Consider the following 14795-nt stretch of genomic DNA (forward strand, 5'->3'; position numbering starts at 1 on the left):
ACACCTGTCCTTATTTTAGCCGTTTTTCTTTTTCAGTGCAAGCTATTTTGGCGCCCCCCTGCAGCGGGGTATTTGACTGTTACTGTGCATCGCGGAGCGTGTTACTGGTCACGGTGTGACCAGTAACTTGACTTTCACCGGATGACGTATCACTGTCTTCATCCTCTCAGGCGCTGTCCTCCTGAAATCGCTTAAATATATCTCATGGTGCTGTCTTACTTCTGTGATGTCAGTCTCATACCCTGCTTCCCTGATATAGGCCTCCAGCTTCTCTATAGAAGCCGCCTCCTCGTCAAATGGACCTGTGTGCATGACCTGGCAGCATAATCCCTCTTCATAAACTGCCAGCCTTGTATTTGTAAAGTCTGTATCCGGCTTTTTCTTAAGAAGCCTCTCCTTTGCTTTTTCAAAGACCTGGGGTGTTACAAAATCCGGCTGGCGTATCATGGATATCCATTTGAAATTATTCTTATCCCTTATAATTCCGCCCTCCATGGAGGTGTCTTCCAGCTGCCACATTCCCTCCAGAGGAAACACTGTATATTCAAAATATCCCTCCGGCCTTTCCTCACCCTTCCTGTTCATTTTTATACCCCATGACAGGCCGTACAAAATCTCTATGGCATCCTTGTATTCCTGACATGTATTGGGGTCCCCCTTTCCTGTGACCTGGATAAATGTCATCCCGGGAACCTGGATGAGAGACGGGGTGCTTTTTGGAAAATACAATTCTTTATATGCTTTCTTATAATCTAATTTGTCCATAATCCCTCCTGGAACATGTCTGAAAAATGCTTTCTGTGAGATGTTCGGCACAATAGCTGTATCTCACTCTGTGACCGAAATATACATGTGTATCACTGCATGTTCTGGATCACTGTTCTGGTATTCCTCAAAATCACATATAAATGAACGGTTCAGATCCATTGCCCAGAGACTGCTCCAAAATGCCCCCGCCGCCTGTTCCATATTTCCTTCTACCACAAATTTTGCATATTTGCCTGCCGGTATTTTCTTTATGGCAGTTCCTTCCGGTACTTTTATTCCCGCCTCCACCTCACAGGCCACAGTAATATTGTAATCACCGTGCTCATCACTGGCATAATCCGAATAGATTCCAAGGGTCTTCTCATTCACCTTTCCATCTATCCCCATATACACTCCCTCATTAAAAAATTTTCCCCAGAGGCCTCCGATAATCATCCCCATATCCGGTGCATTATTATTTGTTCTGGCTGTCAGCCCTGCTGCCGTCTTCTCTTCCAGTGTTACGATCTCGTATTCCATTCTGTTTGTTTCCATTTTGTGCTTCCTCTCATTCTCAATATTGTGCAGAGCGCTTACATATCTCGGATCTTATAAATTCTATCACTCCACATCTGCAATAAGAATAGCACAGAAAACACGACATCTATATGTCATGTTGAAATACAGTCAGGTATTAAACTGGATCAGACTGCTTAGAAAACCCGGCCATATTTCTGTGCCAGCCGTCCAAACCTGTCCGCCAGCTCATCTCTTAGCTCTTCCGGCTTTATCAGTTCTGCCTTCTCGCCAAAGCTGATGATCCATCCGAAAAGATTCTCTTTATCTGCAAACCAGAAATGGAACAATAACATTCCGTCCTCCTGCTCCATAAAGCTTTCAGCCCCGAATTCCTCTATGAGCCGCCATTTCATGTCCGGTGATATGAGGGCTTCCACCTCATACCGGAGAGTAAAGATATTCTTTTGTTCCGGATCATATGGCGGCAATTCCCGCTTTTCAAAACTTTCGGTGCAGCGGGAAAGCTCCAGCATCCTGTTCAGCTTGAACATTCTCCAGCCCTCACGCTCCAGGCAATATCCCTTCACATACCAGGAAGACCATTGGAATATAAGCAGATATGGCTCAATGGTGCGCAGGCTCTCTCCGCCCGGAGCATAATACTGAAAGCTTATCAGCCTCCTGTTCTCAATGGCGTCCTGGATCAGTTCGATTTTAGGGGCCAGTGAAGACTTATACCACGAGGATAAATCTATCATGATATGGCTGTTGGAGGACAGCACATTTGACTGGCCCGCAGAAATTTTTTCTATGAGCTGCTGGTATTTATTTGTACCCGATACGCTGTCCAGGCTGCGCAGTCCTGCCAGGATAGACTGCATATCTGATGAAGTCAGAACAGTACGGTCCAGCTTGTAGCCTTCCATGATTGCTATTCCCCCGTTTGTCCCCTGCGTGGTTACCAACGGGATCCCCGCTTTGCAGATATCCTCTATATCCCTGTTAATTGTCCTTCTGGACACCTCGAATTTTTCAGCCAGATAAGGAGCCGTCACTTTTTCCTGCTGAAGAAGGATGGACAGTATGCCGATCAGACGGTCGATTTTCATGACTAATACCTCACTATTCCATGTATCCGCCCTTCATAGGCGATACAGCACGTTCTGAGAAAATTTTCAGTACCCCCTTCTGATATTTTCCCGGTTTGGGTTCCCAGGCCGCTTTGCGCTCAGCAAGTATCTTCTCTATCTCCTGCTCACTTTTGCGTTCTCCCGCGATTCCCACGATCCGCAGCACCCTGTCAGGAATGCTGACTTCGATCAGGTCTCCCTCCTCCACAAGGGCGATCGGTCCTCCCTGAGCCGCTTCCGGAGAAATATGTCCTATTGCCGGACCTTTCGATGCCCCTGAAAATCTTCCGTCCGTGAGCAGCGCTATGGAAGCACCCAGCTTTTCATCTGATGCAATGGCCTCTGTTGTATAGAACATCTCCGGCATGCCGCTCCCCTTGGGACCCTCATATCGTATGATCACTGCATCGCCTGGTTCTATCTCATGCGTGAGCACTGCATGGATGGCATCCTCCTCACAGTCAAAGGGACGGGCTCTTAGCACTGCCTTAAACATTTCCTTTGGGACGACAGTGTGCTTGACAACTGCCCCGTCCGGCGCCAGATTTCCTCTTAATATGGCTATGCTCCCGTCAGTGCCGAAGGGCCTATCAAAGGGCCTGATGATATCCTCTCTTTTCAGTCCTAGCGGTTCTAAGTACTTGCTGCATTTCTCATAGAAACCATTATTCTTTAATTCATCTAGGTTCTCACCTAATGTCCTGCCTGTAACTGTCATCACATCCAGGTGGAGCATATCCCTGATCTCCTCCATAACAGCCGGTACTCCTCCTGCATAATAGAAATACTGTGCAGGCCATTTTCCCGCCGGCCTTATATTCAGCAGATAATGGGCTCCCCGGTGCAGCCTGTCAAATGTATCTCCGTCAATCTCTATACCGAATTCATGTGCAATAGCCGGCAGATGCAGGAGAGAATTCGTAGAACCTGATATTGCTGCATGGACCATAATAGCATTTTCAAATGAATCCATAGTAACTATCTTATCAGGAGTAAGGTTTTCCTTAGCCAGCCATACAGCCTGCTGTCCTGCCTCCCTGGCTGCCTGGCGCAGCTCCCGGCCCGTCGCCGGCATCAGAGCGCTCCCCGGCAGCATCAGCCCCAGCGCCTCTGCCATGATCTGCATAGTTGAAGCTGTACCCATAAAGGAACAGGCTCCGCAGGACGGACATGCATTGTGCTTATAGAATTCCATCTTTTCTTTAGTGATCTCCCCCCGTTCGCACATTGCATGATACATCCCGATCTGTTCCAGAGTCAGCAGATCAGGTCCTGCATCCATGACTCCCCCTGTCACTATAATAGAAGGGATATTGATACGTCCCACAGCCATGAGATTCGCCGGCATACTCTTATCACAACTGGCTATAAATATGCCTCCGTCAAACGGTGTGGCGTTTGCGTGGATCTCCATCATGTTGGTCATCATATCTCTTGACGCAAGAGAATAATTGATGCCGTCATGACCCTGTGCCTCTCCGTCACAGATGTCCGTACAGAAATACCTGGCGCCAAATCCCCCTGATTCCTTTACACCCTCTCTTGCCTCTTCCACCAGCTCAAGCAGATGTCCGCTGCCCGGATGGCTGTCGCCGAATGAACTTTCTATTATGATCTGGGGCTTTGAGAGATCCTCCAGCTTCCATCCTGTGCCAAGCCTCAGCGGATCAATCTCCGGGGCTAACTTTCTCAATTCCTGGCTTCTCATCATTTTTAACATTCCTTTCTTCTCTGACCGTGGCCTATTTTTAGTAAGACGTATGATGTCTTATGTATTTAATCATACTATATGCCGACCTGACAGTCAATTGTACATTACCTCAAATTCACCTGCTGATGAGTCTCTGGATCTCCTCTTTATTCAGCTTGAGATGGTCTTCCAAAGCAGCCTTCGCCCCTGCCCCGTCTCCATCTTCAACTGCCCTGATTATTTTGTTGTGTGTCTCTATAGTCTCTTCTCTCAGCACAGAGTCCGTCACCTTTACAAACAGGTTAACTGCCGACTGTATGACCGGAATCAATTTGGGTACCACCTGGTTCTTGCTCATTTTCGCCAGCGCTTCATGAAAATTTATATCCTCTGCTGAATGGTCCTCTCCGCTTCTGATCTTTTCCTCCACGGCATATCCGGCATTTTTAAGAGAGGCGATCTCATCCTTTGTCCCCCGCTCTGCTGCCAGCTCCGCTATCTCCGGTTCTATCATCATTCTGACCTCGCAGAGGTCTAAAGCCAGCTTCTGCTTGTCTTCAATCATCCACAGGCCCAGCGGGTCATCCGCCAGGCCTGTCCTCTCACAGACAAATGTCCCGTTTCCTCTTTTTATCTCCAGCACGTTCTGGGACACAAGGATTTTTACTGCCTCCCTGATCGTCCCGCGGCCTACCTGCAGCTGTTCTGCCATTTCAAATTCATTTGGCAGCTTATCACCCGCTTTCAGGTTTCCTTTTGCTATTAATTCCTTTATCTGTTCTGATACCAGTTCCGGGAGGCGTTTCTGGTTCGGATGCACGGATTTGAGCATATCACACATTCTCCTTAATCATACGTATGATGTTTCTTTCAACACTATATCATCCGTAAATGGGGATGTCAATTGCATCCGCCTCCCCTATTTGGGGATTTCTGATATGTAGTCTTCAATTTCCTTAAGCACTTCCTCCCCCAGCCCCAGCCTTGTCCCGATCCCCAGGAAAAACGGAAGCTTCGACATCTCAGGAAGTGTCATATTCTGAATACCCGCACCATCTGTGTGCACCAGCATTGGAGCCTTTTCATACAGGAATTTTTTGATATCAGGATTCTTTACCAGTTCCTTTACGCTGTCCGTCAGATGGTAATATGGGCGGTAGTTTTTCCTGAGCCTGCCTTCAAAGACCCATTCTCCCGCCGCTGCCCTGAATGCACGGCCTGTGTCTGTGCGTAAGACGGCAGCCTCATGGCGCACTGATATCCCGTCCTCACACGGCGGCAGTATAATCTCAGCATCAGCGTCAAAGGGAATTCTGCAGCTGAGCCAAAATTCATCGTTGTCCATGATCTTCCAGCTGATCTCATACCTGCCTGCAGCGCTCTTAAGCCCTGTCTTCATCCATCTGATGTCAGGATGTATCCGTGGATTGATGACCACACTTTTATAGCCGGCGCTCCCCTCTCTGTTCCTGATTCCTGCCATATATCCATACATCCACTCCATCACAGATCCGTTGGCATAATGGTTCAGTGAATTCATGCCGCTGTCGCTCATGCTTCCGTCAGGATTTAAAGCATCCCAGCGCTCCCACATGGTAGTAGCTCCCAATGTCACAGGGTACAGCCACCCCGGATAATCCTGATTTAAAAAGATCCTGTATGCCATATCATCACAGCCGCACTCTGAGAGAGCCTTCAAGATAAACGGAGTCCCCACAAAGCCAGTCTTCAAACTGTATCCATCCTTTCTGAGACGTTCCAGCAGCTGTTCCTTTACCATATCTCTCTGTCTGCCGTACTTCACAAGCCCAAAGGCAATGGCTATGATACATGCCGTCTGAGTGTCGATAGAGAGCCTTCCGTTTCCGGTAAAATATTCTTTTTGGATCTCTTCCCTGATACTGTCAGCCTTCTGCCTGTACTTTATATGGTCCTCTGCCCTGTCCAGAACCTTCGCAGTCCTGGCAAGTACATCCACTGAATAATAAAAATACGCACTGGATACATAAAACACATCTGTGCCGCCTGTAGGCATATGATAATATCCTCCGTCCAGCGCCAGCCAGTCACCATAATGAAACCCGTTCTTCCAAAGATGCGGCTCTGTGCCGTTCTCTTCATTTTGCCTGTCAATATATGAGATCCAGGCTTTCATGCTCTCATACTGCTCTTCTAAGATCCCGGCGTCCCCATAACACTCATACAGTGTCCACGGGATAAGCACGGCTGCATCTCCCCAGGCCGCCGATGTCCTTTCATTCCTGCCAACGGACGGCACGATCTGCGGCACAAGGCCGCCTGTACATTTCTGTTCTTCCGCAATATCATTGAGATATTTTCTGAAAAATTCATAGCATTCCATATTCAGGCTGGCTGTCCCGGCAAATATCTGTGCATCGCCCGTCCACCCCATTTTCTCGTCCCTCTGGGGACAGTCTGTGGGAATATCCAGAAAATTTCCTTTCTGGCTCCACAGGATATTAGAGATCAGCCTGTCTACCAGCTTATTTCCCGTCTCCATCCAGCCTGTCTCTTCCATATCAGAATAGACAACTTCACCGCAAAAATCTGAAAGCTCCGGCTCTGTGAAGCCTGTAAGCCTCACATATCTGAAGCCGAAGAAACACAGCCTTGCATGGACCTGCTTTGGGGTCCCATCTGAAATGTATTCAAATCTGGCTTTTGCAGTCCTGTAGTTTTTATTGTAAAAGCACCCGTCCTGAAGGACTTCCCCATGCTCCAGAATGACTTTTCTGCCCCTTTCTTCCCTGCATTTAAAGGAGACCCATCCAACCATATTCTGTCCCATATCCAGGACACACTCATTCCGGGATGTTTTTATAATGGATACTGGATGCAGTATCTCTTTTACTTTAATAGGGATTCCCAGCCTTTCCCTCACCAGTTTTTTATCAAGCTTCCCTGCTTTGACAGGATATCTTTCACTGTTATCCATGACAGCGTCTTGTATTTCCCCATCATAGATATCTGTAAAAACCACTCTGCTTTTCCTGACCTGCCACTCCATATCAGAGCACATTACAAGCTCACCGTCTGCATACAGATCTGCCAGCAGTCCAAATTCCTTTCCTTTTCTGTAGTCAGCGTTCTGCCTGTACCCGTATAATCCCTTATACCACCCGTCACCGGCCGCTACTTCCAGAATATTTTCCCCTTCCTGCAGTATCCCGCTTATATCATAAGTCTGGTACTGAATATAGCTCTCATAGCATGTGAGGCCCGGGGCAAGTACTTCATCGCCTACCCTCACCCCATTTAAATATGCCTCATAAACTCCCAGACATGTCATGTACAGGCGGGCATCTGCGCATGGACGGTCCAGAGTAAATTTCCTGATAAAGACAGGCTGTATGGAGCTGTCAAAGGAAGGGGCTATCCAGTTTCCTGAAAATCCTCCCTCCATCAGCCCTGTCTCAAACCATGCGGGCAGGCTTCTTGCAGAATTACCGTTTTCATCCCAGACTGTTACATTCCAGTAATACCGTGTCCTGGGTCTTAACATGAACTGCAGCCTTGTGCCCAGCCCTGATACTTCCTTCTGCCTTCCTGTATCAAATACTATTCTTTCAAATGCTTCATCCTCTGCCACCATAATTCTTGCGCTGTCCTGTCTGCATCCTGTGTCACACTCTGTGATGTATGATGCAGTCAGTGTTTTATACAGATATCCCAGCGGATTTGTAATATGATTTATCTTCAGGCTGTGTACTTCCATCATCATACTGTCCCTATCCTTTCACGCTTCCGGCAGTCAGTGAAGATACAAAGTACTTCTGCAGGAATAAAAATACAAGGTAAAGCGGAATCACTATCATACAGATAGCTGCGCACATGAGCGGCCAGTCAGTTCCAAATTCCCCTTTAAAATTCATAAGTCCTACTGTCAGGGGCAGTCCCTTTACAGTAGTAAGTGTTGCCGTCTTTGCCCACATCAGTTCCCCCCACACAAATGTAAAGTTCATGACGATACATGTGGACAGAGCGCCCTTCATCAGCGGAAGGACGATCTTAAACAGATTGCGGATCTCCCCTGAGCCGTCGATCCTGGCAGCCTCCAGCAGCTCCTTTGGTATCGTGTCAAAGAAATTCTTCAGGATCACCGTCGTCCCCGGTACGGACCATCCCACATAAGCCAGGATGATCGGAAGATACCTGGCTCCCAGCAGGCCCAGCTTTGACATCATCATATAGAGCGGGATAATAATTGTCTCGGTGGGGAGCAGCTGGATGGCAAAGCAGAGCATAATGATTGCCCCTGTATGCGGGATGCGGAGTCTTGCCAGTGAATACGCTGCCATAACTGAGATTACTTCTATACTTACAAGTGAAACTACAGCTATCACTACACTGTTGATAAAATATTCTCCGATGTGTCCCTTCGTAAAAGCCTTTGCAAAATTGTCAAGCCCGATCGTATGGGGCAGCGCCCATATATTTGCAAAAAATTCATCAAGTGTCTTAAAAGATGTCTGCAGTGAGAACAGGACCGGATAGATCCAGATCAGGATGAGAGATATTAATATCACCCTGCATGCGATCGGGAAGACCTTTACTTTTTTCTTCTGTACACTGTATACTGCCGCTGTATTAGTACTCATACTTGTCTCCTCCTACTCCTTTTCTCAGTACTGCCAGGATAATGATGACGATTATGGCATAGATTACGCTGTTTGCCGCCGCCAGTCCATATTTATTGAACATAAATGCCTGCTCAATGATCTTCAGCGGAGCTGTTTTAGAGATATCCCCCGGACCTCCTCCAGTCATGGAAAATACAATATCATATGTTTTGAATGCACTCATAACGCACATGGAAAGGGCCAGCTGGATCGTCGGCTTTACCAGCGGCAGGATGATATGGCGAACTTCCTGGCCATATGTGGCTCCATCCAGCTTAGAAGACTCAAACAGGTCAGCCGGAAGCCCTATGATTCCCGTGTATACCAGCATCATGACTGTTCCGCTGCTCCTCCACCCCTGCACAAGGCCTATGACCACAAGTACCATTCCCTTTTTGGCAAGCCATGCATTCTGCAGATTCTTAAGACCGATCAAACCAAGTATATTATTCAGAAGCCCCTCATCAGTAGCCAGAACAAGAGTGAAAAGAAGCCCTACGACTGACAGCGGGAGCATTACAGGGCTGTAGAATACAAACCTGTAGATTGCTCCCTCCAGCTTAGTCACTTTATAGATGAGCAGAGAGAGCCCCACTCCCAGCACCATTGCCGTGGCTGTTGCCACCAGTGCGATGATCAGGGAGTATCCGATCGCTTTCATGCTGGCTCTGTCTGCAAAGATCTTCGTAAAATTTGCTATCCCATTGAAGCTCATTGCAGACACGCCATCCCAGTTGCAGAAGCTGAGCACCACATTCCAGATAACTGGTATGATTGTTGCAAATGTCACTATCACAATTGCGGGCAGGCCAAACAGCCCCCCGATCAGCTGGAGCTTCCTGGTACTGCTGATTTTTTTCTTTTTATTTACATTTACTGTCATTGCTTTCGCTGTCAAATCCATCTCCTCCTCTAAAAAAGCCGAAAAAAATACTGCCTCAAAACAAATCACAATTATTTTGAGGCAGTAAGTGCCTTTAGTACTGTAACTTATTTGCTGACTGCTGCTTCTCTCATCTCTTCCAGTTCGTCTAATGACGCCTCTCCATTGTAGATATAATTTGCAGGCATCTGGTTCTGCAGGTAATCAGATAATTCCGCACCTACGTTGATTATCTCTGTGGGATAGATCTGGTCTGAGCATCTTGAGATAGATTCCATAAATGCCTCATCCACATTAGCTCCTGATGCGATCTTAGCGCACGGTACCTGTCCGCCTTCTGCACGGAGTGTCATGATCTCTTCTCCTGTGAGATATTTCATTGCTTCGATAGCCCCCTCTGTGTTCTTTGCACATGTAGGGATGAAATATCCGTCACAGCCTCCCAGGAGCGGATTTGTGGGATTATTTCCCATAGCCGGGAAATCACATACTTTATATTCCTTCAGGCCTGAGTTGTCGATCGTTGTCTTAACAGCTGTTGTCGGCTCAAAGATAAAACCTATCTTGTGTGCTGAGATCGCTCCATAGAGCTGGTCCTGAGTCACTGCCAGAGCGCCTTCGCCCGGATAGAACAGTCCCTCTTCAAACACATCCTTTACCATGTCAAATGCCTTGACAATATGCTCATCCTTAAAGGATACTTCACCTGCATTCCATTTATCCAGCTCTTCATCAGTATCCCAGACCTGCATCACAGCGTTTCTTGTCAGCCAGCATGCATATGTATCAGGAATCCCGGCTCCGGACATATCTGTGTTTTCCTGGATCTTCCTGCAGAGCTCACAGAATTCTTCCCAGGTCATCTGGTCTTTTATTTCTTCATCCTTGATTCCCGCGGCCCTTGTCACTTCCAGGTCTACCAGCATAGCCGGGTATACAGTTTTGTATGCAACATTATAGAGCTTTTCATCATAAGTTCCGATATCCAGAACACCTTCGTTAAATGTGGCTTTCCACTCATCATCCATATATGGTGTCAGATCTGTGGCAAGTCCAACCTCTGTAAAGCTGTTCATCTGGTTGGGCCAGTACTGTACAAGGTCAATCTGCTCATCTGCCGCTGCTGCTGTCTTAACTGTCTGCTCTACAGATGCGGAATCCCACGTTTTAGTTATAATATTGTACTTGTCACCCAGTTTTTCAATCAGCCTCTGCTCCACTTCATTATTAACATCGCCCGGATTAGTTATCATAATAACAAGATCCTGCTTTTCACCAGAGGATGCAGCTACCTTTACTGTATCTGTCTTCTCCAGCTTTCCCTGGGCTGCTTCAGTGTTTGCCTCTGTCTTCTCTTCTGTCTTTCCTGCTTCTGTTTCCGTTTTGCCGGCACATCCCATCATAGAAAGTGCAAGCGTTCCCGCCATAACAGCTGCCAGTAATTTCTTTTTCATCTCTTAGTCCTCCTGTTTCTGTGATTAATTGTAAGATGTCTTTATTATACCAGCCACATTTATTAACCCTTATGATAAAATTCTACAAAAACATGCAACAATTAATTACTTCGGTTCCTGCCCATTCCTGTAAACCCCGGCGTTCTTTCCCGTATGCTTTCTGAATGTCCTGGAGAAGTATGCATAGCTGCTAAATCCCACTTTCTCTGCGATCTCACTGATGGGTATATCGGAATATTTCAGCATAGAAACTGCTTTCTGGATCCTCAGCTCAATGAGATAATCCGTAAAGCTCTTACCTACCTCCCTTTTAAATTTAGATGAAATATAGTTAGGTGTCCTGTTAAAAGCCTCCCCTACAGACTCTACACTTATCTGCTCACTAAAATGCGCATCCATATAATCACAAATGTTCTTAATCATAGCAGAAAAGCCTTCCCTTGGTATCCTCTCCGGCTTTCTGACTGCAAATTGAATAAGATAGTCCTCTAATTCTTTAAGAGATGTTCCAAAATGCAGGGCATTTTCAATCACATTTTTCTCAAAATCCGGGTCATTATCCAGCTCTGTCCGGCGCACGATCTGCAGGTAGAGCCTTTTTAAAAAGGCAGTCATCTCCATATGGGGATATTTGTGTTCTATTCCTGTCTCCTTTAATCTGGCCATAATACTGCGCAGCCCGTCCTCATCCGATCTGAGAATACTCTTTGTGATCCCCTCAATAAGCTCCTTCTGAAAGGCTTCCGGAAAACTCTCTCTTTCCCCCTCCATATTCTGCATAAACAGCACGCAGTCTCCGCTCTCGCCATAATACGTCTGCTCCAGCGCCACAATGGCACGTTCATATGCAGCCTTCAGCTCATTCATTCCCCTGGAGTCCGAGATTCCTGCTGTCACAGCCAGATTCTGTCCGGCCAGCTCCCCGTTAAGCTTTCCTATTATATTTTTGAGCCTGTACTGGCAGCTAAGACTCATGAGCTGTGAACGCTCCCCTCTGAGGACCAGCAGAAAGCGCTGGGGGCCCATCACAAAGAAAGCCCCTTCCTCCTTCAGCGCCGCTCTTATCTGTTCGCTGACATCTGCCTGCAGCGGCTTTTTCGGCAATTTTCCATCTGCCTGCTCTGCCCGCAGTACAGCTAAAAAGATACAATTATCAGGAAGTGACAGCCTGTATCTGGATTCCAGGAATTGTTTCACTTTTTCTGTTTTTTCCAGCTCACCTCCATTTTCCAGAGAATGCAGGAAGCTCCGCTCAAACATATCATAATAGGACTCCTTCTCTGTCTTTTCCGCAAGAAGCTCTCTTGCGTTTTTCATCACAACCTCCACCAGCTTTTCCGGTTTCACAGGCTTTAGTATGTAATCATTTGCCCCCAGGCGGATAGCCTGCTGGGCATAGGAAAAATCTGAATAAGCACTCAGTAGGATATATCTGCAGTTATCCGTCCGTTTCCTGACCTCCTCCAGCAGCTTCAGCCCATCTATGTTGGGCATCCTGATATCAGCAATTATAATATCAGGTTCAAAATCATCTAAAGCTTTCAGGCATTCCGAGCCGTCGGCAAATTCCTGTATCTCACTTATTCCATACCTCTCCCACTCAATCCCAAAATGGATCCCCTCCCGTATCTGTCTGTTATCGTCTACGACCACCATTTTCATTGTTTTTTGCCTCCCACTTTACTGTAACCGTCACAATGGTTCCCCAGCCACGTCTGCTGTAAATCTTCAGTCCGTATCCATCCTGGCATCTCAGCCGTATCCTCTCATCAATATTTCTGAGTGCAAAGGCTTCCCTGCCGTCCTTCTCCTTTATAGTTCTCATAACCTGTTCTGCATCGCATCCTGCCCCATTATCCAGCACGCTGATGATCAGCATATCTCCCCTTCTCCTCATACGCAGCTTGACCCTGCCGTCCCCTGAGACATCCTTCAGCCCATGCTGCACCGTATTTTCCAGCAGCGGCTGGATGATCAGCTTGGGAATCAGACAGTCATGCAGTTCTTCCGGTATATCCCTAATAAATTCTATCCTGTCCCCAACCTGAAATTCAAGAAGAAAGAGATAGTTGTCAATAAATTCCATCTCATCCCTTACAGTGATCATCCCCTCACCAAACCTTAAGATGTGGCGGTATACATCAGCCAGCGCTTCCAGCTGCTCACTCACCTCATAATCTTTATTCCTGATAGCCAGCCAGTGAATAGAATCCAGGGAATTATAAAGAAAATGCGGGTTCATCTTAGTCAGAAGCATTTCCCTCTCAGCGTCCTGAGTCTTAATCGTCTGCACATACACCTGATTGATCAAATGGTCAATGTGAACCACCATATCTTCAAAGCCCTTTTCCACATTTCCTATCTCGTCCTGGGCTACCTCATAGTCCTTTTTCTCCAGCACGCCGCTCTTTACAGCATCAATCCTCTTTGACAGATGATGCAGCGGCTTTATGATAGTCCTGTTCTGTATCATCCCATATACGATCCCAAAAACAACGCACAGCAGGACAGCTATCACAATAAAAAGGATCTGCGTACTGTACAGTGATATCTTCTTTTCCATCTGAAACAGATACCAGCCGCTGGATCCGCACTTTGTATACAGCACAATATATACTCCGCTCCCCGTCTTTACCGGAAAGTATCCTGCCTCTGCCCTGTTCTGCTCATTTTCAAATTCCTGCCAGCACAGCCTCTCCGCCTCTTCATTTTTTGTATTAGACACCAGCGTATTCCCATCCCTGTCAAATACAAATACATTTTCCATCATGTCATCATCCTGGTAAGGAACAAACTGCCTGATAAAATCCAGCGCGCTCAAATGTATGCTCAGCACTCCCTCATTCTGCAGAGTGAGCTCCTTCATGATGGTGGTATAATATGATATCTGATTCATATTAGTAATATTGATCCCTCTCTTAAAGGTGACAGGATGTTCAGCCGCCCACAGATACGGCGTCCTGTTATCTTCTATCCGGGCTGTATATCTGGCATCCTCCCTTTCATCCATATACAGCCGCCCTCTCTGGAACAATACTTCACCGCCTTTGCTGAGCGCGATGGCGCTGCAGTAATCAATCCGCTCACTCGCGTCCAGCATCCTCTTTGCAGCATTCTTATAATCCATCACCGAGGCATCCCCCGCCACAATAGCCTTAACAGCCCCATCTCCTGCAAGAGTGGCAGCCTCCTGTATAATATTCTCATACAGGCTCTCAATATCTTTTCCTGACTTAGTCAGCTGGTTGATCTGCACCTCATACTGGTTCTGTTCACTCAGCCGCAGCACCCTGGTGGTGGTAATGATTCCCAGCAGAATAATAGGTATAATGACGCACAATGCAAGCGAAACGATCATCTTCTGCCGGATCGATAAATTCCTGCTGAATCTCTCCCAACTCAGCATAAAAGGCTTTCTTCTCAAAAAATCCCCTCCCGTAGTGGTTGTAATTATAACTGACTATGACATTTTATCATGTATTGCGGTAAGGCTCCATGTGGGATATTGTTGTTTAATGGAGTAACAGGACGCTTTGTGTGAAAGGTAGTGAGCCGTCAGGAAGGGGAGCGGTGGGGTTCGTTGTTCTGTCCGAACCGCTGCGGAGTGAAAATCTAAGGCTCCGTGCCCCGCTCGAACCGCAAAAAGCGGCCGGAATGGTCCTATGTCAAGATTTAGTACACGTTAAAATGAGGTTTTCCTCATCTCAACTTGCAAACTGCAAATCGTCTTGT

The 14795-nt window shown here is 47.0% G+C and carries 11 protein-coding genes; all 11 read right to left on the bottom strand.

The genetic code is table 11. The features are described 5' to 3' along the window. Positions 1 to 108 precede the first annotated feature (108 nt). The gene (locus tag NSB28_RS15100; RefSeq protein ID WP_109747167.1) at positions 109 to 765 is read right to left on the bottom strand and encodes a GyrI-like domain-containing protein; all 657 of its coding nucleotides are present in this window, start codon (positions 763 to 765) and stop codon (positions 109 to 111) included. Between the two features lie 63 nt (positions 766 to 828). Next, the gene (locus NSB28_RS15105) at positions 829 to 1302 is read right to left on the bottom strand and encodes a GyrI-like domain-containing protein (protein WP_330665388.1); all 474 of its coding nucleotides are present in this window, start codon (positions 1300 to 1302) and stop codon (positions 829 to 831) included. Between the two features lie 158 nt (positions 1303 to 1460). Beyond that, positions 1461 to 2375: a helix-turn-helix transcriptional regulator gene (locus NSB28_RS15110; RefSeq protein ID WP_109747166.1), complete on the bottom strand. Its 915-nt coding sequence runs from the start codon at positions 2373 to 2375 to the stop codon at positions 1461 to 1463. 13 nt (positions 2376 to 2388) lie between these two features. Continuing rightward, positions 2389 to 4116, bottom strand: coding sequence for a dihydroxy-acid dehydratase (gene ilvD, locus NSB28_RS15115; RefSeq protein WP_330665389.1), 1728 nt, complete (start codon positions 4114 to 4116; stop codon positions 2389 to 2391). Between the two features lie 106 nt (positions 4117 to 4222). Further along, positions 4223 to 4918, bottom strand: a complete 696-nt coding sequence (locus NSB28_RS15120) for a FadR/GntR family transcriptional regulator (protein WP_109747165.1) — start codon at positions 4916 to 4918, stop codon at positions 4223 to 4225. Positions 4919 to 5005: 87 nt separating this feature from the next. Then, positions 5006 to 7828 (bottom strand): alpha-L-rhamnosidase, encoded by a 2823-nt coding sequence (locus NSB28_RS15125; protein WP_109747164.1) that lies wholly within the window; start codon positions 7826 to 7828, stop codon positions 5006 to 5008. 7 nt (positions 7829 to 7835) lie between these two features. Next, positions 7836 to 8705, bottom strand: coding sequence for a carbohydrate ABC transporter permease (locus NSB28_RS15130; RefSeq protein ID WP_109747163.1), 870 nt, complete (start codon positions 8703 to 8705; stop codon positions 7836 to 7838). Beyond that, on the bottom strand, positions 8695 to 9624 hold the full coding sequence (locus NSB28_RS15135) for a carbohydrate ABC transporter permease (RefSeq protein ID WP_257497841.1): 930 nt from the start codon (positions 9622 to 9624) through the stop codon (positions 8695 to 8697). The genes NSB28_RS15130 and NSB28_RS15135 overlap by 11 nt, the downstream gene beginning before the upstream one ends. 92 nt (positions 9625 to 9716) lie before the next feature. Continuing rightward, entirely contained in the window at positions 9717 to 11063 is a 1347-nt protein-coding gene (locus NSB28_RS15140; RefSeq protein WP_109747161.1) for an ABC transporter substrate-binding protein, read from the bottom strand. Between the two features lie 105 nt (positions 11064 to 11168). After that, positions 11169 to 12725: a response regulator transcription factor gene (locus NSB28_RS15145; RefSeq protein WP_109747160.1), complete on the bottom strand. Its 1557-nt coding sequence runs from the start codon at positions 12723 to 12725 to the stop codon at positions 11169 to 11171. Then, the gene (locus tag NSB28_RS15150) at positions 12700 to 14487 is read right to left on the bottom strand and encodes a cache domain-containing sensor histidine kinase (RefSeq protein WP_109747159.1); all 1788 of its coding nucleotides are present in this window, start codon (positions 14485 to 14487) and stop codon (positions 12700 to 12702) included. Before NSB28_RS15150 ends, NSB28_RS15145 begins: the two co-directional genes overlap by 26 nt. Between the last annotated feature and the right edge of the window lie 308 nt (positions 14488 to 14795).

The organism is Murimonas intestini (genome assembly GCF_024622195.1).
Lineage (GTDB): Bacteria > Bacillota > Clostridia > Lachnospirales > Lachnospiraceae > Murimonas > Murimonas intestini.